The sequence below is a fragment of the Pseudomonas fluorescens genome, from assembly GCF_018614775.1.
GTDB classification, from domain to species: domain Bacteria; phylum Pseudomonadota; class Gammaproteobacteria; order Pseudomonadales; family Pseudomonadaceae; genus Aquipseudomonas; species Aquipseudomonas fluorescens_BY.
The window spans coordinates 58,526-80,031 of sequence record NZ_JAGGOF010000052.1 but is presented as its reverse complement, the minus strand read 5'-3'; the positions used below and the strand labels follow the sequence as shown (position 1 = coordinate 80,031).

22 protein-coding genes are annotated in these 21,506 nt (G+C 61.4%); 9 read left to right on the top strand and 13 right to left on the bottom strand.

Features of this window, described 5'->3' with window-relative positions; translation table 11 throughout:
* Positions 1-61: 61 nt before the first annotated feature.
* Together J7E36_RS15445 and J7E36_RS15440 are read right to left on the bottom strand one after the other, a co-directional pair.
* Positions 62-1,726: a hypothetical protein gene (locus J7E36_RS15445; protein ID WP_215004353.1), complete on the bottom strand. Its 1,665-nt coding sequence runs from the start codon at positions 1,724-1,726 to the stop codon at positions 62-64.
* 65 nt (positions 1,727-1,791) lie between these two features.
* Positions 1,792-4,767, bottom strand: a complete 2,976-nt coding sequence (locus tag J7E36_RS15440) for a calcium-binding protein (RefSeq protein ID WP_215004351.1) — start codon at positions 4,765-4,767, stop codon at positions 1,792-1,794.
* 9 nt (positions 4,768-4,776) lie between these two features.
* On the opposite strand from J7E36_RS15440, the gene J7E36_RS15435 reads away from it, so the two are divergent.
* The 3 genes from J7E36_RS15435 (at position 4,777) to J7E36_RS15425 (ending at position 5,493) form a co-directional block, all read left to right on the top strand.
* On the top strand, positions 4,777-4,965 hold the full coding sequence (locus tag J7E36_RS15435) for a hypothetical protein (protein WP_215004349.1): 189 nt from the start codon (positions 4,777-4,779) through the stop codon (positions 4,963-4,965).
* A gap of 186 nt (positions 4,966-5,151) precedes the next feature.
* Positions 5,152-5,304, top strand: coding sequence for a hypothetical protein (locus J7E36_RS15430; protein ID WP_215004347.1), 153 nt, complete (start codon positions 5,152-5,154; stop codon positions 5,302-5,304).
* Between the two features lie 24 nt (positions 5,305-5,328).
* Complete coding sequence (locus J7E36_RS15425) at positions 5,329-5,493, top strand: hypothetical protein (RefSeq protein WP_215004346.1); 165 nt, start codon at positions 5,329-5,331, stop codon at positions 5,491-5,493.
* A 146-nt stretch (positions 5,494-5,639) separates the two neighbouring features.
* On the opposite strand, the gene J7E36_RS15420 is transcribed toward J7E36_RS15425, so the two are convergent.
* The 3 genes from J7E36_RS15420 to J7E36_RS15410 all read right to left on the bottom strand — a co-directional run bounded on the left by J7E36_RS15420 (position 5,640) and on the right by J7E36_RS15410 (position 8,456).
* Entirely contained in the window at positions 5,640-6,269 is a 630-nt protein-coding gene (locus tag J7E36_RS15420) for a LysE family translocator (RefSeq protein ID WP_215004344.1), read from the bottom strand.
* A 62-nt stretch (positions 6,270-6,331) separates the two neighbouring features.
* Positions 6,332-7,681 (bottom strand): NCS2 family permease, encoded by a 1,350-nt coding sequence (locus J7E36_RS15415; protein WP_215004342.1) that lies wholly within the window; start codon positions 7,679-7,681, stop codon positions 6,332-6,334.
* 334 nt (positions 7,682-8,015) lie between these two features.
* Complete coding sequence (locus tag J7E36_RS15410; protein ID WP_215004340.1) at positions 8,016-8,456, bottom strand: MarR family transcriptional regulator; 441 nt, start codon at positions 8,454-8,456, stop codon at positions 8,016-8,018.
* An 81-nt stretch (positions 8,457-8,537) separates the two neighbouring features.
* Between J7E36_RS15410 and J7E36_RS15405 the strand changes: the two genes are divergently transcribed.
* Positions 8,538-9,704 carry a PLP-dependent aminotransferase family protein gene (locus J7E36_RS15405; protein ID WP_215004338.1) on the top strand — a complete coding sequence of 389 codons (1,167 nt, stop codon included), beginning with the start codon at positions 8,538-8,540 and terminating at the stop codon, positions 9,702-9,704.
* A gap of 135 nt (positions 9,705-9,839) precedes the next feature.
* On the opposite strand, the gene J7E36_RS15400 is transcribed toward J7E36_RS15405, so the two are convergent.
* The 5 genes from J7E36_RS15400 to J7E36_RS15380 all read right to left on the bottom strand — a co-directional run bounded on the left by J7E36_RS15400 (position 9,840) and on the right by J7E36_RS15380 (position 12,602).
* A complete protein-coding gene (locus J7E36_RS15400) occupies positions 9,840-10,211 on the bottom strand; it encodes a glutathione S-transferase N-terminal domain-containing protein (RefSeq protein WP_215004336.1) in 372 nt (123 codons plus the stop codon).
* 103 nt (positions 10,212-10,314) lie between these two features.
* Positions 10,315-10,860 (bottom strand): GTP cyclohydrolase I FolE, encoded by a 546-nt coding sequence (gene folE, locus J7E36_RS15395; RefSeq protein ID WP_215004334.1) that lies wholly within the window; start codon positions 10,858-10,860, stop codon positions 10,315-10,317.
* Between the two features lie 77 nt (positions 10,861-10,937).
* Positions 10,938-11,495, bottom strand: coding sequence for a Smr/MutS family protein (locus J7E36_RS15390; RefSeq protein WP_215004332.1), 558 nt, complete (start codon positions 11,493-11,495; stop codon positions 10,938-10,940).
* 73 nt (positions 11,496-11,568) lie between these two features.
* A complete protein-coding gene (locus tag J7E36_RS15385; protein WP_215004330.1) occupies positions 11,569-11,889 on the bottom strand; it encodes a hypothetical protein in 321 nt (106 codons plus the stop codon).
* A gap of 122 nt (positions 11,890-12,011) precedes the next feature.
* A complete protein-coding gene (locus tag J7E36_RS15380; RefSeq protein ID WP_215004328.1) occupies positions 12,012-12,602 on the bottom strand; it encodes a cysteine hydrolase family protein in 591 nt (196 codons plus the stop codon).
* 254 nt (positions 12,603-12,856) lie between these two features.
* Between J7E36_RS15380 and prmB the strand changes: the two genes are divergently transcribed.
* The gene (prmB, locus tag J7E36_RS15375) at positions 12,857-13,765 is read left to right on the top strand and encodes a 50S ribosomal protein L3 N(5)-glutamine methyltransferase (protein WP_215004326.1); all 909 of its coding nucleotides are present in this window, start codon (positions 12,857-12,859) and stop codon (positions 13,763-13,765) included.
* A gap of 73 nt (positions 13,766-13,838) precedes the next feature.
* Here prmB and J7E36_RS15370 read toward each other — a convergent pair whose 3' ends face one another.
* Entirely contained in the window at positions 13,839-14,633 is a 795-nt protein-coding gene (locus J7E36_RS15370; RefSeq protein ID WP_215004324.1) for a hypothetical protein, read from the bottom strand.
* 98 nt (positions 14,634-14,731) lie between these two features.
* On the bottom strand, positions 14,732-15,697 hold the full coding sequence (locus J7E36_RS15365) for an alpha/beta hydrolase (RefSeq protein WP_215004395.1): 966 nt from the start codon (positions 15,695-15,697) through the stop codon (positions 14,732-14,734).
* Positions 15,698-15,823: 126 nt separating this feature from the next.
* Between J7E36_RS15365 and aroC the strand changes: the two genes are divergently transcribed.
* From aroC to J7E36_RS15350, 3 genes are read left to right on the top strand one after another with little or no spacing between them, the layout of a single operon-like run.
* Positions 15,824-16,915, top strand: a complete 1,092-nt coding sequence (gene aroC, locus J7E36_RS15360; RefSeq protein ID WP_215004322.1) for a chorismate synthase — start codon at positions 15,824-15,826, stop codon at positions 16,913-16,915.
* A 34-nt stretch (positions 16,916-16,949) separates the two neighbouring features.
* Complete coding sequence (locus J7E36_RS15355; RefSeq protein ID WP_215004320.1) at positions 16,950-18,095, top strand: MFS transporter; 1,146 nt, start codon at positions 16,950-16,952, stop codon at positions 18,093-18,095.
* 34 nt (positions 18,096-18,129) lie between these two features.
* Positions 18,130-18,675, top strand: a complete 546-nt coding sequence (locus J7E36_RS15350; RefSeq protein WP_215004318.1) for a 1,2-dihydroxy-3-keto-5-methylthiopentene dioxygenase — start codon at positions 18,130-18,132, stop codon at positions 18,673-18,675.
* 342 nt (positions 18,676-19,017) lie between these two features.
* On the opposite strand, the gene J7E36_RS15345 is transcribed toward J7E36_RS15350, so the two are convergent.
* The gene (locus J7E36_RS15345; RefSeq protein ID WP_215004316.1) at positions 19,018-19,296 is read right to left on the bottom strand and encodes a DUF3509 domain-containing protein; all 279 of its coding nucleotides are present in this window, start codon (positions 19,294-19,296) and stop codon (positions 19,018-19,020) included.
* A 360-nt stretch (positions 19,297-19,656) separates the two neighbouring features.
* Here J7E36_RS15345 and J7E36_RS15340 point away from each other — a divergent pair, with 360 nt between their 5' ends.
* Positions 19,657-21,483: a long-chain-acyl-CoA synthetase gene (locus J7E36_RS15340; protein ID WP_215004314.1), complete on the top strand. Its 1,827-nt coding sequence runs from the start codon at positions 19,657-19,659 to the stop codon at positions 21,481-21,483.
* Positions 21,484-21,506: the final 23 nt, after the last annotated feature.

The following is a 21,506-nucleotide window of genomic DNA, read 5'->3' as shown; positions in this document are numbered from 1 at the left end:
CGCATAGAGCTTCTCTGGTTTTCGCCCGCCCACACTGCGGGCTTTTTTTTGCGCGGTCCCTTTACAACCTGGCGTTGTCATCCCGGATGATGAAGACGGTGTCGGCGAAGTTGGGACGTATCTGGGAGCCGCCCTTGAGCCAGACGATTTTGTTGGCTTGGTGGGCGTCCTTGACCACCTGTGCGGCGGCCTCGCCGACCTGGGTTTCCAGGTTGATGCCGGTGGTATTGGGGTTCATGTGGGTGGGCAGGGACAGTTTCGGGATGCGGGTACGATGCAGGCTCATGAAAAACACATAGTCGTGCCCTGTCCGACGAAACACCAGCGCCGGGAAGCTGTTGAAGGTGTTCGGCTCCATGACCGTATAGCCGTTGCGGGTCAGCAGGCCGGCCATGAAGCGCTTGAGGTCCATGGGCGAATACGTCGAGGTGAAGAAATTCCACTCGCGCTGGAACCATAAGGGGTCGAAATCGAGCCGGTCCAGCGCACCGGTCGCAGAAGGGACGGGCAGGTCGATCGCGCGCGAGGCGCTTGTAGCACCGGAAGAGGTCGGCAGAATCGGCAGCATCAGCAAGGGATCGGTCCATTCCGGGTGCGGTGACGGGGTGCCGTTTTTCCAACTGTGGAAAATCTGCCTGAGTGCGGTCAGGCCCGCCGCGTCGGCGAACGTCGAGTTGTTGGCCAGTTCAAACTGCTTTCTCGCGATATTTCCCAGGGTGACCGTCGTGACCTCTGGAAAGGCATCCCTGACGTAAGCCGTGAGCGGTTTTTCAAATGGCAGCCTGGGATCGATCTCCCAGTGATCATGCGGAGGGACGCGGATCGCACTTCGGGGCTGCTCGTCCGGTGTGTGCCTGAGGGTGGCCTCCATCACATCGAAATCATAGGCGGCATGGGTGGGGTGCTGGATGTAGGTGATCGGAAATTCCCGGGCGTCCACGCGGGTCACCACCTTGTAGTGAACACCGTTTATGGTGATGAATTCGGGCATGAACCTGGGTTCCACCCCCCAGTTTTTGCTGAACACCGAGGTGCCGTCCCCCGGCGCTGCGCCTTGAGGCTCTGATAGGCGCGGACGCTTGGGCGTCGACACTTCGGTCGAATCCTCCTCCGGCAGCGTGTGCAGGGTAATCGTGAGGGTGGAGTCACTGCCGTCCGTGACGACGGGTTGCGGGATCCGCCGCCACAGCAAACTGCCTTCCACTTGCTCCAGGCGGGGGCCGGAGGCGATGAGTTCGGCGCTTGAGCGGGCTCTGTAGTGGTCTTGCGCATCGCGCCCCAGCAGCACCGTCCCGCCTTCTGCCAATTCGACGTAGGTGCGTGTCCTGAACGTGCGGATGCCTGAGTTCGCGTCCGGCTCCGATAACAGCGGGACCAGCTCGGGTGGAAGGTAATAATTGTCGAGGGAAACCGAAACGGACCCGTCGCCGGTGAGTACCTGCGTGGTGATCTCGGACAGGCGAATGGTCGGGAGCGGCGGCTCCGCGGGCTCGGTTTGTCTTCCCGGCGGCGACACGGGTGCCTGATCGGCGCCCTCTGTCCTGACGGGGCTGGCGGGCGATGTCTGCGTTTCCCTGTCGCGGGTGGCGTGGGGCGCATCGGGGGTGGAAACAGTGGGACGGGTATTTCGTTTTGGGCTCATTGGATGTTGATGCTCTTGAATGAAAGTCGGTGATCCTGAATAGGCCTGACGCGGGCGGCAGGCCGCGGCCTTGAAGATGTTCATTGAAAATGAACAGTCAGGTGCACTACATAGATATGGCGTTGGGTGTCACTTTCGGACGTAGCGCGTCAAGGCAATGCCAGTTGGGGAAGGACCCCATCGAGAGAGAGGAGCGCGTTCAGGTACAGGCGTTCTCTGCCAGGCGTCGGGCCCAGGGCTATTGCATGTGCGAGGGTCAACGACTTCCCCAATGTGGGGCTTTCCACCAGTCTTTCGCACTGTTCCCGCAATAGCCGCAGCGCGTCAGCGTTCAAGGGCGGATCCTGGCTGAGGCCCTCTCGGGCCAGGTCCTGATAGATCTTGAGGTGGTGGTCGCACAGGTTGGTTTTTCTCAAGTCGTGCGCCGCAACGACGCGGGATTCATCGTTATCCAGGGTCCACTGGCGTGTCTTGAGGTTAAAGCTCGGCACGCCCGAGGAGCCATCTCTGGTGGCGATATTGAAAACCCGGAGTTGTACGGACGATAACCTGGCAAGTTCCGGCGGCAACGCTGCGTGGGGATCGAGGAAGGGCGAAAGGTATCGACCATCCAGCGCCTCGACATACACCCGCTCAAACAGGCTGTCGACTGCATGAATGACACCGTGTGCGGTGATCACGCGTATCTGATCGATCAGGTCTTCAGCTTCATAGGCAGGCAGATGGATGACCGTTGTGCCAATGCACAGCAGGTTGGCGGTCAGTTTTATGTCGACTTCGCCGAGGCGCGTGGCGTCAAGTTCCCATTGGGAGGCGCGGGGTAATCGCGGGTTGGCGCTCGCCAATGCGCCGGGGGTGGAGAGGCGCAGCGTCATGTTCGGGCTCAGGTGCACAAGGTAGGTGGCGCCTTGGCCGACCAGGACTTCGACACCTGTCTGTTGCGTGGCGGCAGTGAGCATGGCGCAGGTGGCCCGGCTGCCCATGTAATGGGGATTTTTATCCAGGGGTTGAAGATAGGCGTATGGCTTTTTTGTCGGCGTGAGTGACGAGGCGGCATCGCTCTTCCACGCCACCGGATCCTTGTCGATGAAGCGTTTGTCCAGCAACAAGGCATAGTCGGGGGAAGGTTGGGTCAGGCGGTAGGAGGCGCCGTCTTTCATGACCAGGATAAAAGTATGGTGCATATCCAAGGCGGAGAACGCTCGGCGCTCGGTTGCCGTTCTTCGCGCGCTGTAACGCTGATCGGAACTGGCCAGGTTGTTGACGATGATTCGATGAGTGCCAAAGTGCAGCGTGAGGCCACACTCGCCATACCTTGCGATGTCCCCTTCATTGTCTTGAGTGACATAGGCGTTGTAGTGGGCTTCGATCCGTGTGAGTTCGGCTTTGACGTAGTCGAGATGGAGGGTAGTGGAGCATTCACCTTTTTGTTTGACGGTGAGTGTCGTGAGTTCGATCAGCCGGGAAACGTAATAGCTCGTATCGTCGTCGTGGGCGATCGGCTGCTCGCTGCGGTCATTCAAAATGGCCGGGTTTCGCGGTGTTCCTTGTTGCACCATGACGGCTTCAATGGCGAGCCAGCGGCCATGCTCGAGGCTGTCGGGCAGGTCGGGTACGAAATGGAAACCATCTTTGGTGATGAAAGCGAGCTTGTTGTTGTGCAAGGCCCGTGGATACCCACTGTCGCCGTAGACGTCGTTGACGGTGACTTTACGCACCTCCCAGTCGTTTGAATCAAAGCGTGAAGTCACCACCAGGTTGCCGTCTTCAATAGCCCAGCTTTCGATCAGGTCCGCTCGCCAGTCCAGGGCGATGACACTGTTGTCCACGCCGTCTTCGCTGATCGACACATGGCCTGGTGTGTGGGCAATGGCATAGGCATCAGCGCCGGGGCCCCCGTTGGCGTTGCGGTTGTTGCCGCCAAGGATGGCAATCTGGTCATTTCCGGCGCCAGCCTCGATGGAGTCGTTACCGCGGGATTTGATGATGTTTGCGCCGGCGGTACCCTTGATGGCGTGGGTGCCGCCCTCAAGGATTTCGACGTGTTCAATACCTTCAAGCACAGTATGGCGATAGGCGCTGCTGGCCGTTTCGAAAGGCCCTTGGGTCATGACGGTGACTTGCCCAGCTTCCAGGTCGACGTGATAACCCAGCCGTGGCACCTGACCATCACTGGCGCCGCCCGCCAGGATCAGCGTGTCATTGCCCGCGCCGCCCACCAGCCTGTTCGATAGAGGCGCCGGGTCTGCGGCGACGATTTCTGCAGAACCCTCGAAAATAAACACATCATCTTTGGCACCGCCTGTCAGCGCTTTGATACCCCGGCCGTAATGGAAGACGTTTGGCTTGTTTTCAACGCCCAGAACCGTGTCGTTGCCACCGCCGAGATACCAATGGATGCCCTTGTGTTCAGCCTTTGCCCCAATGACCGCGCCGGGTGTTTCAACCGTTACGCCGTGGCGTGCATCGATCACGTCATCGCTGTCCTTGATCCGCGGGCGCACGGTTGTCGCCTGGTACCTTTCACCGCTCCACCAACTCCAGGTGCGGTAAGTCACCCGTTCGAGTTCTACGGTGAACCGACCATTGACGATCGCCTCGGTGCTGTCTTTCAACGATCCCCGGAGCAGGTTCAAGGCATTGGCCTGGAGTCGCTGGGTGTGTTCAGCGCTCGCCTTGGCGATGACGTAACGATTCTGGACATCGTCGTCCGGGCTGACCGTCCAGAAGGCGAACCAACCCGTGCGCAGGCGCTCATGTGCGGTGAGCGCGATGTAATCGTCGATTTCATCGACCTGCCGGATCGCGCCCCAGATCTGTGAACCGACCACCAGGACAAGCCCGGCGGCAAGGCCTGCTGGACCGGCGGAGGTAAACCCGGCCAGCGCCGCGATGCCGATGGTTACGGCCATGGCGGCACTGGTGACGCTCAAGGCGGCATTGACGTAGTGATCGGTGGCCTCGCGACCGTGGGCATTGGCGGCAGCCTTGAACGAGTCGACAGCGGCGACGATGTCGAACGGAAGGGTCAGCACGCTGGCAATCAAGCCACTGCCGCGGGCCAATCGGATAGCGAATGTGGTTTTGGCGAACGCCCCCAGGGAGCGCTGGCCGGCCGTGATCATCTGCGTGGCTTGTCGGGTCACCAGCGCTTCAACGCCAATGGACGCCACTTCGGCGGCGACGCTGGCGCCATTGAAGAGGGCCTGGTAATCGTCCTTGTCCCGAATGGCATCCTGCAGGCCACGCAGACCGCTGTAGATGCCGAAGGCCTGGAGGCCCAGGCCGGTGGGGATGAGGATGTGGCTCTTGGCCTGGCTTAACCAACTCAGTGACGATTGCGCAAACGCTCGGGTGTCGAGGCGTTGGGCGGCTTTCAAGAGTTTTTCCAGGGTGCTCCGATAGCGACCCGGTTCTACCTTTGTTTCAGGAAGTTCTCGTAACATGGGGCGTGCGAAGCGTGCTCGCTGGCTGGCTATTTCGAACAGCAACGTCGGCAGTCGATAGTCGTGCGCATCGAAGGTCAGTGCCATACGCCTTTCGATGTCACCGGCGTTGAACTGCAGCGAGCTCAGGAAGAAACGATTGGGGATGCGAAAGAACGTGTTTTCACCGTTCAGAAGCTGGCCATCGGTTGTCGCACCGAGCGCATTCAGGGCTGAGCGGGTAACGGCCACGGAACCGATATGGAGCGGGCCGTAGAGTTTATCGACGACCTCCAGTTGCGCCTGGCGCTGCTGGTGTCCTGCACTGAGCGGCGGGTGGCCGGCCACTTGGAAATCAAGCGTCTCGGGCGTGGGCTCATTGGCGTGAAAGCCCAGATCGGTGATGACCACGCCATGGTCGGCTGAAATAGAGGGAGGTTGGATAAGTCGGGCCATTGTGAACGTCCTTGTTCAACGATGATTGAATGGCCCTCTATGTAAGGTGTTTTCCTCGAGGGTGTATATCGAGGGGTTGTTGCCACGTTTTGCGAAAGGCTCCAGGCAACAGACGATTAGTGGGCGGACAGCAAAGAGGCCGCGCCCGCGCCACCGAACAAGCCTGCACTGATGCGATTGAACCAGCTCTGGCCCTTACCCGTACGCAGATAGCGCGCCGCGCCGTGGGCGCCGAGGCCGTAGGCCAGCTTGCAGAGCAGGTCGAGGACGGTCCAGGTGGCAATCATAATCAACAGCTGTGGCAGGAACGGCTGCCCGGCACTCAAGAATTGCGGCAGGAATGCGGCGAAGAACAGGATGTCTTTCGGATTGCTGGCGCCCAGCACGAACGCCCTACCGAACAGCGCGCGAAAGCGTGGGACGGCGGCGGCCTGGGGCACTTCGGCGCCTTGGGCGGGCAGGCGCGATTGCTGCCAGCTCTGCCAGGCGAGGTAGAACAGGTACAACGCACCGACGATTTTCAGGGCACTGAACAGTTTTTCCGAGGCCAGCAGCAACGCACCGAGCCCCAGCGCCGAGGCACTCAACAGGCAGATCGAGGCAATCACGCCGCCGAGGAAGGCCGGGTACGAGCGACGCAGGCCGTAGTTCAGGCTGTTGCCGATCATCAACAGCGACAGGGGGCCAGGGATGAGGATCACCACCAATGCGGCGCCACTGAACAACAGCCAGGTTTCCAGATTCATTGCTTTGCTCCTGATGGAAAAATGCCTCACCCAATGGGTGAGGCGTGTGGATACGGTGTTGCTTACAAGAAGATGAACTTGGCGATGAAGATCGCGCAGAGCACCCACAGGCTGACGGAAATTTCCTTGTGCTTGCCGGTGCCGGCCTTGAGCACCACGTAGGTGATGAAACCCAGGGCGATGCCGTCGGCGACCGAGAACGTCAGGGGCATCATGATGGCCGTGACGATGGCCGGGATGCTGTCGGTCGGTTCGTCCCATTCGATGTGCGCCATGCCGCCCATCATCAGCATGGCGACGTAGATCAGGGCGCCGGCCGTGGCGTAGGCCGGGATCATCCCGGCCAGCGGGGCGAAGAACATGGCGGCAATAAATAGCACACCGACGGTCACGGCGGTAAGCCCCGTACGACCACCCGCCGCCACACCCGCGGCGCTCTCCACGTAGCTGGTCACCGGCGGCACGCCAACCATGGCACCGAATACGCTGGAGGCGCTGTCGGCCTTCAAGGCGCGGGACAGGTTCTCGATCTTGCCATCGGCCTTCACCAGGCCGGCGCGCTGGGCGACGCCCATCAAGGTGCCGGCGGTGTCGAACATGTGCACGAACAGGAAGGCCAGCACGACGCTGATCATGCTGACGTTGAATACGCCGGCCACGTCCATTGCCATCCAGGTCGGCGCCAGGCTTGGCGGGGTCGACATCACGCCGTTGTAGTGCACCAACCCCAGGCCCCAGCCGGCCAGGGTCACGGCGATGATGCTGATCAGGATCGCGCCGAACACCCGGTGATAGCTGAGCACCGCGATCATCAGGAAGCACACGGCGGCCAGCAGCGGGCCGGGTTCACGCAGCGAACCGAGCTTGATCAACGTGGCGGGGCTGTCGACGACGATCCCGGCGGTTTTCAGGCCGATCAAGCCGAGGAACAACCCGACCCCCGCGCCCATGGCGAACCGCAGGCTCACCGGAATGCTGTTGAGCAGCCATTCGCGGACCCGCGACAGGGTCAGGAACATGAACAGCACGCCGGAAATGAACACCGCGCCCAACGCCGTTTCCCAGTTGTAGCCCATGGTGCCGACCACGGTGTAGGTGAAAAACGCGTTCAAACCCATGCCCGGCGCCAGGCCCACCGGCCAGTTGGCATACAAGCCCATCAACAGGCACCCGAGGGCGGCGGCGATGCAGGTGGCGACGAACGCGGCGCCGTGATCGATGCCGGCGTCGGCCATGATGTTGGGGTTGACGAAGATGATGTAGGCCATGGTGATGAACGTCGTCAGGCCGGCAATCAACTCGGTTTTCACCGTGGTGCCATGCACGCTGAGTTTGAAGATGCGCTCCAGCCAGCCACTGCGTAATGGCGGCGAAAGGTCCAGCGTCTGGGCTTCGGGTTTGCGGCTTTCCACAGCGAGTACTCCTCAAGAGTTTTATTGTTATTTCCAGCACCGCACGCCCTGAGGGTGTTTGCGAGGCTTTGAGGCAGGCAAGGCTGGCGAGGTTTGTTGACCTATTGGTCAAGAACTCGCACGAAGCGAATTATGCTTTTGTATACAAATAAAGCAAATAATGTTTTCGGTATTGTCGACGAAAATTCTGGCGATAGGGATATATCGCCTATGCGGACGCCATCGCGAGCAGGCTCGCTCCCACAGGGTGACGTGCACGCCGAAGATCCAATGTGGGAGCGAGCCTGCTCGCGATAGCGGCAGTCCAAGCAACACAGGTCCAGCAGGCAAATCCTCAGTCTGCAGATCCCTTGCCCAACGCCTGATTCACCGCCAGCCAGCCATTCACCGCGGTCTCCCCAGCCTCGGCAAACACCCGCTCCAGCAATTTCACCTGCTCGCGCCGCAACGCCTGTTCGAACCGCGCCCCCTCGTCGCTCAGCGCCAGCAGCCGCTTACGCTTGTCGGTCTCGGAGGCGATGCTGTTCACCAGATGCATTTCCATCAATTGTCGCAACGGCATGTTCAGCGCTTGCTTGCTTACGCCGAGCAGCGCCAGCAGTTCCTTCACGCTCAATGACGGGTAGCGGGCGATGAAAAACACGATGCGCTGGTGGACCCGGCTCAACCCGCGACGCTCGAGCATCTCATCGGCCTTGGCGGTGAACGCCTGGTAACCGAAGAAGAACGCTTCCATGGCCATTTGTTGCGAGGTCGGGTTTTTAAGGTCAAGCATATTGACGTATCCAGAGTGGGCGCGGTAATTTCGGTCAATCAGTTTGACTCATTTCTCCAGCGACCGGCTACAGGTGACCCCATGGCTTTTTCCGAACGTGTCTCGCGCCTCAAAAGCTCTCTGATTCGAGAAATCCTCGCTGCGGCGCAGCGCCCGGAGGTGATGTCGTTCGCTGGAGGTCTGCCAGCCGAAGCCATGCTGCCCAAAGTGGAGTGGGCGGCCATGCCGTTGTCCACGGGCCAATACGGCATGAGCGAAGGTGAGCCGGCCTTGCGCGAAGCCCTGGCGGCGCAGGCACGTTCGTTGGGCCTGGCCTGTGAAGCAAGCCAGGTGCTGGTGGTCAGCGGCTCCCAGCAGACCCTCGACCTGACGGCCAAGTTGCACATCGACGTTGGCACCGAAGTGCTGCTGGAAGCGCCGACGTATCTGGCGGCGCTGCAGATTTTCCAGCTGTTCGGCGCCGATTGCATCACCGTACCGCTGGAGGCCGATGGCCCGGACTTGCAACAGTTACGGGCCCGACTGGAGCGGCATCGGCCGGCGTTCATCTACCTGATCCCGACCTTTCAGAACCCGTCGGCGGTGCGCTACAGCGAGGCCAAGCGCGATGCCGTGGCGGCGCTGCTGGACGAGTTCGGCGTCACTCTGGTGGAAGACGAACCGTACCGTGAGCTGACGTTCGACGGCGCCAGCGCCACGCCGATTGCCAGTCGGCTGAAGAAGGCCAGCTGGATCTACACCGGCACCGTGTCGAAAACCTTGCTGCCGGGCTTACGGGTGGGCTACCTGATCGCCAGCCCGGATCTGTTCCCGCACTTGCTGCGGCTCAAGCAATCGGCCGACCTGCACACCAATCGCATCGGCCAATGGCAGGCGTTGCAATGGATCGGCACCGAGCAGTACCGCCGTCATTTGAGTGAGTTGAGGGATTTCTACCGGGATCGTCGTGATCGGTTTGAGGCCGCGTTGCAGCGGCATTTCTCCGACATCGCCGACTGGAACGTGCCCCAGGGTGGGCTGTTTTTCTGGCTGACCCTCAAGCAGCCGCTGGACACCCGCACCTTGCTCGCCACCGCGCTGGCGGCCGACGTAGCGTTCATGCCGGGGGAGCCATTCTTCCCCGAGCCGGACCAGCACCCCGGGCATCTGCGGTTGAATTTCAGCCACATCGATCCGGCGCGGTTGGAGGAGGGGTTGCGACGATTGGCGGGGGTGGTGCGGGGGGCGTTGGCGGTCGAAGCGGCTTGATGCCGCAAGTTTTGTGGTGAGCGCCCCGGCCTCATCGCGAGCAGGCTCACTCCCACACTGGATTTTCAGTGTTCACAAAACCCCTGTGGGAGCGAGCCTGCTCGCGATGAGGCCTTCAAGCCCACTCCAAAACCATCAGACCACCGAAAATCGCTTATCCAGATACTCAATGATCACCTTGGACTCATACATCCAGGTGGTCCTGCCATCCTCTTCAATGCGCAGGCACGGCACTTTGATCTTGCCGCCTTGCTCCAGCAGCACCTGGCGATCCTGCTCGTTGTTCTTCGCATCCCGTAACGCCACCGGCACGTTGAGACGGCGTAGGGTTCGGCGGGTTTTCACACAGAACGGGCAAGCGTGGAACTGATACAGGGTCAAGCCACGGGCGGCCTGGTCGACCTGGGCCTGGGCTTCGGCCGGGCGTTGTTTCTTGCCGGGACGGGTGATGAAGTCGATGAGGATGATCAGCTGGCCCAGGCCAACTCGAAGTGCTTTGACGATCACGGTATAGGTCTCGCGGCAGGAGAGAAGAGGGCGCGCAGCTTACCTGATTTTTCACAGGCAAAAAAAAACCGGCGATCAATGCCGGTTTTCTTCACGCAGCGGCTTACTTGATGAGGCTGAGGAATTCCATGCGGGTTGCGGAGTTTTCACGGAACTCGCCAAGCATCACCGAGGTGATCATCGAGGAATTCTGCTTTTCCACGCCGCGCATCATCATGCACATGTGCTTGGCCTCGATCACCACCGCCACGCCCAGGGCGCCGGTTACCTGCTGGACCGCGTCGGCGATCTGGCGGCTGAGGTTTTCCTGGATCTGCAGGCGACGCGCGTACATGTCGACGATGCGCGCAACCTTCGACAACCCCAGCACCTTGCCGCTCGGGATATAGGCCACGTGGGCCTTGCCGATGAAAGGCAGCAGGTGGTGCTCGCACAGCGAGTACAACTCGATGTCCTTGACCAGCACCATCTCGCTGTTGTCGGAGCTGAACAAGGCACCATTGGTGACTTCTTCCAGGGTCTGTTCGTACCCGCGGCAGAGGTACTGCATGGCCTTGGCAGCACGCTTGGGCGTGTCGAGCAGGCCCTCGCGGGAAACGTCCTCGCCCAATTGGCCGAGAATCGCGGTGTAATTCTGTTCCAGAGACATGAAACTACCTGTGGGATTTTACGCAAAGGGCAAGGGTACGGTGGCGGACACGGCGCTGCAAGCTCGGCAATCGCGGGCTACTCGTCGCGACCTTCCATCATCGTGCGCTTGAGCATCACGTAGACCGCTCCGGCGCCGCCGTGTCTGGCCTGGCAGGAGGTGAAGCCTAGCACTTGCGGGTGCTGGCGCAACCAGGTGTTGACGTGACTCTTGATCATCGGCCGCTTGCCGTCCAGCCGCACGGCCTTGCCGTGGGTGACGCGTACGCAGCGGATTTCGAACTTCGTAGCTTCGGCCAGGAACGCCCAGAGCGTTTCCCGGGCTTTTTCGACCGTCATGCCGTGCAGGTCGAGGCTGCCTTCGAAGGGAATCTGGCCGACCTTCAGCTTGCGCATCTGGCTTTCCTGGACGCCGTCGCGCGCCCACATCAACTCGTCTTCAGGGCCGACGTCGATCACGAACTGATCGGACAGGCCGTCGACGGTCGTGGCATCGGTGCGCACGGTGGCGGCTTGGCGCAGTTTGGCGATCTGTGCGCGGTCGGCCCTGGGTTTGCCGGTCTCGGCACGATCGTGTTTGATCGGTTTTACGCCCTGGATCGCACTTTTGAACAGGGAAAAGTCGTCGTCTTGCATGTCAGCCTCCGCGAAGCCGACCAGTCTACCCAACTCTGGCGGGATCCGGCGCGACAAAACGTCGGGTGGCGGTTCAGTCGTGTTTTTTCATCAGGTGCGGAGCCATGGCCAGCTCCAGGGATTGACGGGCGCGACGGCGGCAGCGGCGCCAAAGCCAGACACCCAGCAACAGGACGAGCAGGCCGACGGCCAGGATGATCGCCGAACCGAGCGGCGTGGCATTCAACTCGCCCAGGGCGGGCGGGCGACCCAGCAGGCTGGCGGCGCCGGCCATGGCCAGCAGCACACCGAGCGTTGCCAGCAGCGCAGCGATCGCCGCGCCGAAACGAAACCGCCAGCTGCTCGGGCCTTTGGCCCGCAAGCGACGTGCGTCAAAACCATCGGATAACTTCATTCCGACTTCCTCTGTGGGTATCGGCCCTTCGACCGGAAGATGTACGGGTTGTTCCTGAGGCTAGGGCAAATGAGAGGCTTTTGCGGATGAGCGGCTCAAGCGGCCGCTCACCGAAGGCTTGATCAGGCGAAATCCTGGGTCAGGGCGAGGGTGGCGAAGTTGTCGGCCATGATCGCCATTTCGGTCTGGTGCACCTGTTCGGCGCTGAGCACGCCGCCCTTGTGCGGCAGGTCGCGGGTGGCGCAGGCGTCTTCCACCAGGGTGCAGCGAAAGCCCAGGTTCTTGGCGGCGCGCACGGTAGTGCTGACGCTGGAATGGCTCATGAATCCGCAAACGATCAGGTCCAGGGGGCCGAACTCTTCCAGGCGTTTTTTCAACTCGGTGCCATGGAAGGCGCTGGGCAGCAGCTTGCCGATGACGGTTTCGTCGCCCTGGGGTTCGAGGCCCGGAATGAACTCGCCACGCTCGCCCTGTGGGTCGAACAGCCCGCCGTGGGTGCCCAGGTGGCGCACATGCACGATCGGCCGACCGGCTGCACGGGCCGCGCCGAGCAGTTGCTTGATGTTCGCGACGGCTGCATCCATGCCACTCAGGGCCAGGGGGCCGGCGAGGTACTCTTTCTGGGCATCGATGATGATCAGGGTCGCTTGACTCAGGTTGGCCGCTGCGTAACCGCGGCCGCTGAGTTGAAACATCGTTTTTGGAACGGACATTCTGGGGCTCCTTCAGATGGGGCTTTTGCGACATTCTCCTCTGGCTGAGCGGTTCTGTGAATCGCTTCCATCGCAAGCGGCGCCGTTGCTGGCCTACAGCCTTGTCAAGATGCTCGTCTTGTTCAATAGGTTGCGCAAAAAACGGATGGATCCTACAAGTGCCTGGGTGTTTTCCTTTCATCCTTGGGGCGTATTTGGGTGGGCGCGCGTTTGGCTGGTAGACTCGCCCGTCGATTTTTCTGGAGTTTGCCGCCGTGATCACTTCCCGTCTCCGTACCCTGCGCGACCATATCCGTTGGGCCGTCAGCCGTTTCCATGGGGAGGATCTGTTTTTTGGCCATGGCACCGACAATGCGTGGGACGAAGCCCGCCAGTTGGTGTTGGGCGCGCTGCACCTGCCTTGGGAAATTGCCGATAGCTACCTGGATTGCCGACTGGAAGACGAGGAACTGGTCCATGTGCAGCGCCTGTTGCACCGCCGCATCACCGAACGGGTCCCGACGGCCTACCTGTTGGGTGAGGCCTGGTTCTGCGGGATGTCGTTCATTGTCGATGAACGCGTGCTGATTCCGCGTTCGCCGATCGGTGAGCTGATCGAAAAGCGTTTTGAGCCTTGGCTGGGCCAGGAACCTGCGCGGATTCTCGACCTGTGCACGGGCTCCGGCTGCATCGGCATCGCCTGTGCCTATGAGTTCCCGGAAGCCGAGGTGGTGCTGGCCGACCTGTCGTTCGAAGCCCTGGAAGTGGCTAACCGGAACATCGAGCGCCATGGCGTCGATGAGCGCGTGTTCACCGTTCAGGGGGATGGTTTCGAAGGGCTGCCTGGGCAACGTTTCGACCTGATCGTGTCGAACCCGCCCTACGTCGATGCGGAAGATTTCGCCGACATGCCGCAGGAATACCAGCACGAGCCGGAACTGGGGCTGGCATGTGGCGATGATGGCTTGAACCTGGTTCGGCGGATGCTGGCCGAGGCGGCCGATCATCTGACCGAGAAGGGCTTGTTGATTGTCGAGGTGGGCAACAGCCAGGTCCACGTCGAGGCACTGTACCCGGAAGTCGATTTCGCCTGGCTGGACTTCGAGCGGGGCGGGCATGGCGTGTTCATGCTCAGCGCCGAACAGTGCCGCCAGCACCAGGGGTTGTTCGCTTCGCGGGTTTGACCACGATTCGCATCGCACCGTAGCCCACTGTGGGAGCAAGCTCGCTCCCGCAGGGGCTCACTCGCTGCTGAGTTCAGTGCCGTGTCGCAATCCAGATCAGCAACCCCGCCTGGAACATGGCAAACGCCACCAGGCAGGTGATGGTGAAGCGCAGGCCGGTGTCTTCGCGCTTGAACTTGTTGACCTTCTCCTCCTGCTGCTTGAGCTTGACCTCCTGTTCCGCCAGGTTCTGCTCGGCCTGTTGCAGCATCTGCGCCGCTTCGAGGATTTCCACGAACTGCAACTTCTCGGTATTCCAATCCCCCACCAGGTCGCCGACGTGGGTGGCCTTGACGCTGCCTTTCAGGTGCTGGGCGTCGGCATAAGCCACCTCGAAACCCTGGGCCTTGAGAAAGCGATCACGGCGCAACCGGGTGTCTTCGTTCAGCGCATCCTTGTTGTCCAGGTCGGTGCCTTCGACCCGGTAGGCCGACCAGCGCTTCTTGGCCCAGGTGATGCCCTGGGCGGCGAGGAAGCGGCCGATGCCACGGTTCATCGGTTCGATTTGCAGATTGTCCGGGGAAAAGAACAGGCGCTTTTCAACGTGATCAGCCCAGACATCCAGATGATTCTGTTCCTTGCGCACACGTTGCCCCGGCAGTTTGATGCTCAAGCGCAACAGACTGCGTTCCTTGCTGTGGCGCTCGGCATAGCTGTACTCGACAAAGCGCAGTGGCCGCGCGCCCGTGGCGCGGTCGGTCTTGAGCGGGGCCAGCCGAAGCATCTTGTGATGCTCGGCCTGCACGTCCGCCCAGGGCAGCTCCGCCGCGGGATTGGCGGGCGCCTCGACGGCTGCGTCGGTATCGGGTGAGGCTTGTGGTTCAGTCATAACGGCAAATCCTGTCCTGGCCGGCGGGTCGGCAGCGATGGCGCTGTCCGACATCGGTCTATCGGCCGTTTTTGCCAGGACTGGAGGGTTAAAAGCGTTTAACGGGTGGCGATCGAGCTAATAAAAGCCGAAATGCGTGTGCCGAGTTCGGCGGCCAGCGGCAGGTTGGGGTTTTTGTAAGACGCCAGTTGCTGTTTCACATCCTTCGGCACGATGCGCATCACGTGGTTCATGCCTTCGATCAGCGCCAGCTCGGCATCGGGCTTGGCGGCTTTCAACTGCCTGGCGTCATCGACGCTGACCTGGATGTCATGGCTGCCCTGGATGATCAGGGCCGGCATCTTCAGCGCCGCGAAAGCCTGGGCCGGGTCCTGGCGAAACAGCGAGATCAGGTACGGCTGTACGCTGGGACGGAAGATGACTTGCAGGTGCGGCGGCACGTCTGTGTCGAGCCGACCGGCCTTGAGGCTGTCGAGCAACTCATTGCTGCGCAACATCAGCGGCGGGGGCAGGCGGCTGCCCAGTTGCTGGCGCAGGACCTGGTCGATGGGCCGGGCGCTGCCGGACAACGAAATCACCGCCGCTGCGTTGGCTTGGGGCGCGGCGAGGCTGGCAATCAGCGCGCCTTCACTGTGGCCGAGCAAGATCACCGGGCCCATGCGTGGGTCGGCGGCGAGTTTGCGGCTCCAGGCAACAGCGTCGGCCACGTAGGCTTCGACGCTCAGGTTGCGTTCATCCGGTGTCGCCGCCAGGCTGGCGGCGACACCGCGCTTGTCATAGCGCACGCTGGCGATGTTATGCCGGGCCAGGACCCAGGCCAGGCGCTTGAGGCTGTCGTTGCGCCCGCCCTCGGGGTTGTTTCCGTCGCGATCCGTAGGACCGGACCCGGAAATGATCAGGACAACCGGCACCGGCGTGTCGGACTTGGGCAGCAGCAATGATCCGAAAAGCTCACCGTTGCCGGTATCGAGGCTGATCGGACGTTGCAGGACTGCGGCCTGGGTCAGGCCGCAAAACAGACCGGTGAACAGGGTAAGGCTCAGGGCAAACAGCTTTAACATCATCACGCCATTAGTTGCGAAGGTGCCGGTTGGACTGGTGGCAACCGATAAGGTTCGAGGATGAACTACGCAGTTAGCCTGCGTATACTGGCGACCATCACGAATCGGCGATTTCACGGAGCACCCTGCATGTCCGGCAATACCTACGGCAAGCTGTTCACTGTCACCACCGCGGGCGAAAGCCATGGCCCGGCGTTGGTCGCCATTGTCGACGGCTGCCCGCCGGGCCTGGAGATTTCCCTGGACGACCTGCAGCGCGACCTGGATCGCCGCAAGCCCGGCACCAGCCGCCACACCACCCAGCGCCAGGAAGCCGATGAAGTCGAAATCCTCTCCGGCGTGTTCGAAGGGCGCACCACCGGCTGCGCCATCGGCCTGCTGATCCGCAACACCGACCAGAAGTCCAAGGACTACTCGGCCATCAAGGACCTGTTCCGCCCGGCCCACGCCGACTACACCTACCACCACAAGTACGGTGAGCGCGACTATCGCGGCGGCGGTCGCAGTTCGGCCCGGGAAACCGCCATGCGCGTGGCGGCCGGCGCGATCGCGAAGAAATACCTGGCGAGCCAGGGCATCAACATTCGTGGCTACATGAGCCAGTTGGGCCCTATCGAAATCCCGTTCAAGACCTGGGATTCGGTGGAACAGAACGCCTTCTTCTGCCCCGACCCGGACAAAGTGCCGGAGCTGGAAGCCTACATGGACCAGTTGCGCCGGGACCAGGATTCGGTCGGCGCGAAGATTACCGTAGTGGCCGAAGGGGTGATGCCGGGCCTCGGCGAGCCGATCTTCGACCGTCTTGATGCCGAACTGGCGCACGCGCTGATGAGCATCAATGCGGTGAAGGGCGTGGAAATCGGCGCCGGTTTCGCCTGCGTCGCCCAGCGTGGCACCGAGCACCGTGACGAACTGACCCCACAAGGGTTCCTGAGCAACAATGCCGGCGGCATTCTGGGCGGCATTTCCTCGGGGCAGCCGATCGTCGCGCACCTGGCGTTGAAACCCACCTCCAGCATCACCACGCCGGGCCGCTCCATCGACGTCCATGGCAACCCGGTGGAGGTCATCACCAAGGGCCGGCATGATCCGTGCGTTGGAATCCGTGCCACGCCGATCGCCGAGGCGATGATGGCAATCGTGCTGATGGACCATCTGCTGCGCCATCGCGGCCAGAACGCCGACGTGCGCGTCGGCACCCCGGTGTTGGGTCAGCTCTGATGGCTGACCTGCCGGCCGCCGTGGCCTGACGACCGTGGCGGCATTGCCGTACTGGCGGCTCTCGGGTTTCTACCTGTTCTATTTCGCGCTGCTCGGTTCAACGGCGCCGTTCCTGGCGCTGTATTTCGATCACCTGGGCTTTAACGCCGCGCGCATCGGCGAACTGGTGGCAATCCCCATGCTGATGCGCTGCGTGGCGCCGAATATCTGGGGTTGGCTGGGGGATTACACCGGTCGACGCCTGGCGATCGTGCGGTTTGGCGCGGTTTGCACGCTGTTGGCCTTTTCACTGATCTTCATCGATAAAAGCTACGCCTGGCTGGCGATGGTCATGGCGCTGCATGCGTTCTTCTGGCACGCGGTCTTGCCGCAATTCGAAGTCATCACCCTGGCGCACCTGGGCGGCCAGTCCTCGCGCTACAGCCAGGTCCGCCTGTGGGGCTCCATCGGTTTCATCATCACCGTGGTGCTGCTGGGTCGTCTGTTCGAGTGGCTGAGCCTGGACATCTACCCGATGGCGCTGGTGCTGATCATGGCCGGCATCGTGCTCGCCAGCTTCTGGGTACCCAACGCTCAGCCGGTGCAGGGACCGCGAGTGGCGGGGGAGGGCTTTGTGCGCCAACTGCGCAACCCCGGCGTGCTGGCGTTCTACACCTGCGTGGGCCTGATGCAGGTGAGCCATGGGCCGTATTACACCTTTCTGACCTTGCACCTGGAGCGGCTGGGCTACAGTCGCGGATTGATCGGCCTGCTCTGGGCCGTCGGGGTGGTGGCGGAAGTGCTGATCTTCCTGCTGATGAGCCGGATCCTGGCGCGGTTTTCCGTGCGCCGTGTGCTGCTGGTGAGTTTCCTCCTGGCGGCGCTGCGCTGGCTGTTGCTGGGCTCGCTGGCAGAGTTTCTCGGGGTGCTGCTGTTTGCCCAGGTGTTGCACGCGGCAACGTTCGGCAGTTTCCACGCCGCCGCCATCCATTTCGTGCAACGCAGCTTCGGCCCGCGCCAGCAAGGCCAAGGCCAGGCGCTTTACGCGGCGCTAGCCGGCACCGGCGGGGCCTTGGGCGCGTTGTATTCCGGCTACAGCTGGAACGCCCTCGGTGCCGGTTGGACGTTCAGCCTTGCCAGCCTCGCCGCGTTCGCCGCTGCCGTTATCATAGCGACACGTATGCAAGAGGACCGGCCATGAGCCTTCCAACCGTTATTTTCCTGGAGTCTTTGTCATGAGCAGCCTGTCCGTCTATCACGTTTCAAGCCCTGATATCCCGAACAAGGTGCTGACTCACTTTGAGGACATTGCCGCGACGCTGGCCGAGCAAGGCATTCGCTTCGACCGCTGGCAGCCTGCGGTGAAAATCCAGCCTGCTGCCAGCCATGAAGAAATCGTCGCGGCCTACAGTGCCCCGATCGACGCGTTGATGACCGAGCGTGGTTATGCAGCGGTGGATGTCATCCGTGTGACCCGTGATCATCCGGATGAAGCCAACTTGTATGCCCGGCTTCTTGATGAGCACAGCCATGACGAAGAGGAAGTACGACTTTTCGTTTCCGGTCGTGGGTTGTTCGCTCTGCACGTCGACGATTACGTTTATGCGGTGCTGTGTGAGAGGGGGGATCTGATTATCTTGCCGGCTGGCGTGCGGCGCTGGTTTGATATCGGGGAGCAGCCGCATTTCGTTGCGATTCGGTTGGGTGACGCTGCGCAAGGTTCGGTTGTGCGGTTCACTGGGGACGATATAGCGAGCCGGTTCCCGCGTATGGAAGACTGAGTGGTGGACTGATCGGAGGACAGAGTGAGGGCACTGGCCTGTGGGAGCAAAGCTTGCTCGCGAGGCGGCCTGACAGCCGACCTGGCTCTCCCGGCTGTGCTCGATCCATTGTGGGAGCGAGCTTGCTCGCGATAGCGTCGGCACGATCAGCATAAATGTAGACTGACCCACCGCTATCGCGAGCAGGCTCGCTCCCACAGAGGTTGGCGTTGGGTTCGGGTTCTGGGGCGCCAGCAATCCGAAATGTGAGAGCGAGCCTGCTCGCGATAGCAGAGTGTCAGTCGATGAATAAGCTGACTGATACCCCGCCTTCGCGAGCAAGCCCGCTCCCACACAGGAGGATCAGGCGCTGTGATAGGTCGGCAGTGCGAAACGATGCTGGCTCTGCAACATGGCAATCTGCGGCAACTCGCTGGCTTGTTCGGCCAGGTCGCGGCGGATGGCGCTGATGGCCCAGGACAGTTGGTCCCCGGCGTGCAACTGGGCGTAGGAAATTGTGCGTTTGAACAGTTTGCCTTCGCTGTTGCGCAAGGTCAGCAGGATGCCGCCATCCGGGCGGGCTTTTGTGGTCACTTCGTAGTTGGAAAACAGCGACGCAAACTTCTCTTGAATCATGTTCATATTTGATTGCTCCATGGTCTTGTTGGCAAACCGTGGAGGGGGTGTTGCAGCGTCTGTGCCAGCGTTCAGTATTTTTTAAAATCCTTTTAAAACAACAAGTTATGGACGGCCGGTAATTTTGATTTCGTGCATCTTGCATGAACGGCCATCGTGCATCCTGCATTTTGCGGGGGCCGGCCATCTTTTTTGGAACCAATTGCCTTTACGGCGTTCCCGCTTCGCCTGCGCCCGTTTGCAGATACAAAACATTGCAAAATCCGCGTGTACAGTGCCGGAACTGCTGGCGTACTTTCGAGCGCAATCAAGCTTCATCCCGCTCACAAAAAAACAGGCCCATGCGGTCGGACAGGGAAGAACACTATGAGTCGGACCCCCGGCGACGCTATTACCTGGGCCATGATGTTGCGCAAGTTGCCAGTCATTGCCAGGGCCGTGCCCCGGATCGTCAGGGGCATGAAGCTTGCCAACGTCCAGGACCCGACCCAACCCTGCGGCCTGGGTTGGTGTTTCGAACAGGCCACCCAACGCAATCCCCACGGGCCGGCGCTGTTGTGCGGGGAGACCGTGTTGAGTTATGCACAGGTCAACGAACAGGCCAATCGCATCGCCCATTACCTGTTGGCGCAGGGCATCGGCAAGGGCGATTGTGTGGCAGTCCTCATCGAGAACCGGCCGCAGCTGTTGATCACGGTGTTGGCGGTGGCGAAGGTCGGCGCGGTCAGCGCCATGCTCAACACTGCGCAGACGGGGGACGCACTGGTTCACAGCCTGGCGCTGGTCACGCCTGTCGCCGTGGTGGTCGGCGATGAGCGTGTGGCGGCCTTCAACGATGTGCGCGGCCGAGTCACGTTGCCGGTTGCCCGAACCTGGTGGGTGGCGGATCAGGACGACGTTGGCGTTCCAGTCGGTTTTCTCGACTTGATGGGCAGCAGCGCTGACGCCCCGGGCGAGAACCCGGCGTGCAGCCGACAGGTGTTCTTCGACGACCCTTGCTTCTATCTCTACACCTCGGGCACCACGGGGCTGCCGAAGGCCGGGGTCTTTCGTCATGGACGCTGGATGCGCACGGCCACCAGCTTCGGCCTGATCGCCCTGGACATGCAGCCCGACGATGTCATGTATTGCACGTTGCCGCTGTACCACGCTACGGGCCTGTGCGTGTGCTGGGGCGCGGCGATCTGCGGCGCCTCGGGCTTTGCGATCCGGCGCAGGTTCAGCGCCAGCCAGTTCTGGACCGACGTGCGGCGTTATCGGGCGACCACGCTGGGCTATGTCGGTGAGCTGTGCCGCTACCTGATCGACCAGCCGGCCGACAGCCAGGATCGGCAGCACGGCGTGAAGAAAATGGTTGGCAATGGTCTGCGACCGGGGGCTTGGTCAACCTTCAAGTCGCGCTTCGGCGTGGAACATATCTGTGAGTTGTACGCCGCCAGTGACGGCAATATCGGTTTCACCAACGTCTTGAATTTTGACAACACCATCGGTTTTTCCCTGATGGGCTGGGAACTGGTGCAGTACGACCAGGAGAGCGGCGCACCCCTGCGTAACCTGCAAGGGCGCATGCAGAAAGTCCCCAAGGGACAACCGGGCCTGTTGCTGGCACGGATCGATGACAAGGCGCCATTGGACGGTTACACCGACCCGGCCAAGACCGAGAAAACCATCTATCGGGATGTGTTTGTGCCCGGCGATCGTTACTTCAACACCGGGGACCTGTTGCGCAACATCGGCTTTGGCCATGGGCAGTTTGTCGATCGTCTCGGCGACACTTATCGCTGGAAAGGCGAAAACGTCTCCACCACCGAGGTGGAAAACGCGTTGCTGCAACATCCGCAGGTAGCCGAGGCGGTGGCCTATGGCGTGGAGATCCAAGGCACCAATGGTCGCGCCGGCATGGCGGCGATCACGCCGTCCGAATCCCTGGCGGTCCTGGATTTCAGCGAGCTGTTGCAGTTCCTCCAAGGCAAACTGCCGGCTTATGCGGTGCCATTGTTCCTGCGCATCAAAGTCAAAATGGACACCACCGGCACCTTCAAGTATCAGAAGACTCGCCTCAAGGCCGAAGCCTTCGATCCCTGCGTCACCGGCGACGAGCCGGTGTATGCCTGGCTGCCCGGCGCCACGACGTACGTAAGGGTGGATCGGCAATTGGTGACGCAGATCCAGGGTGGGCAGTTGCGCTATTGATTCTGGCTATAACCGGTACAGAG

Coding starts and splice junctions, on each gene's coding strand:
- aroC (WP_215004322.1), top strand. CDS start 15,824: ATGTCCGGCAATACCTACGGCAAGCTGTTCACTGTCACCACCGCGGGC.
- J7E36_RS15345 (WP_215004316.1), bottom strand. CDS start 19,296: ATGAACATGATTCAAGAGAAGTTTGCGTCGCTGTTTTCCAACTACGAA.
- J7E36_RS15445 (WP_215004353.1), bottom strand. CDS start 1,726: ATGAACATCTTCAAGGCCGCGGCCTGCCGCCCGCGTCAGGCCTATTCA.
- J7E36_RS15440 (WP_215004351.1), bottom strand. CDS start 4,767: ATGATCACGGCCGGCCAGCGCTCCCTGGGGGCGTTCGCCAAAACCACA.
- J7E36_RS15420 (WP_215004344.1), bottom strand. CDS start 6,269: ATGAATCTGGAAACCTGGCTGTTGTTCAGTGGCGCCGCATTGGTGGTG.
- J7E36_RS15340 (WP_215004314.1), top strand. CDS start 19,657: ATGAGTCGGACCCCCGGCGACGCTATTACCTGGGCCATGATGTTGCGC.
- J7E36_RS15405 (WP_215004338.1), top strand. CDS start 8,538: ATGGCTTTTTCCGAACGTGTCTCGCGCCTCAAAAGCTCTCTGATTCGA.
- J7E36_RS15380 (WP_215004328.1), bottom strand. CDS start 12,602: ATGTCCGTTCCAAAAACGATGTTTCAACTCAGCGGCCGCGGTTACGCA.
- J7E36_RS15410 (WP_215004340.1), bottom strand. CDS start 8,456: ATGCTTGACCTTAAAAACCCGACCTCGCAACAAATGGCCATGGAAGCG.
- folE (WP_215004334.1), bottom strand. CDS start 10,860: ATGTCTCTGGAACAGAATTACACCGCGATTCTCGGCCAATTGGGCGAG.
- J7E36_RS15370 (WP_215004324.1), bottom strand. CDS start 14,633: ATGACTGAACCACAAGCCTCACCCGATACCGACGCAGCCGTCGAGGCG.
- J7E36_RS15385 (WP_215004330.1), bottom strand. CDS start 11,889: ATGAAGTTATCCGATGGTTTTGACGCACGTCGCTTGCGGGCCAAAGGC.
- J7E36_RS15365 (WP_215004395.1), bottom strand. CDS start 15,697: ATGATGTTAAAGCTGTTTGCCCTGAGCCTTACCCTGTTCACCGGTCTG.
- J7E36_RS15390 (WP_215004332.1), bottom strand. CDS start 11,495: ATGCAAGACGACGACTTTTCCCTGTTCAAAAGTGCGATCCAGGGCGTA.
- J7E36_RS15425 (WP_215004346.1), top strand. CDS start 5,329: ATGGAGCGGGCCGTAGAGTTTATCGACGACCTCCAGTTGCGCCTGGCG.
- J7E36_RS15350 (WP_215004318.1), top strand. CDS start 18,130: ATGAGCAGCCTGTCCGTCTATCACGTTTCAAGCCCTGATATCCCGAAC.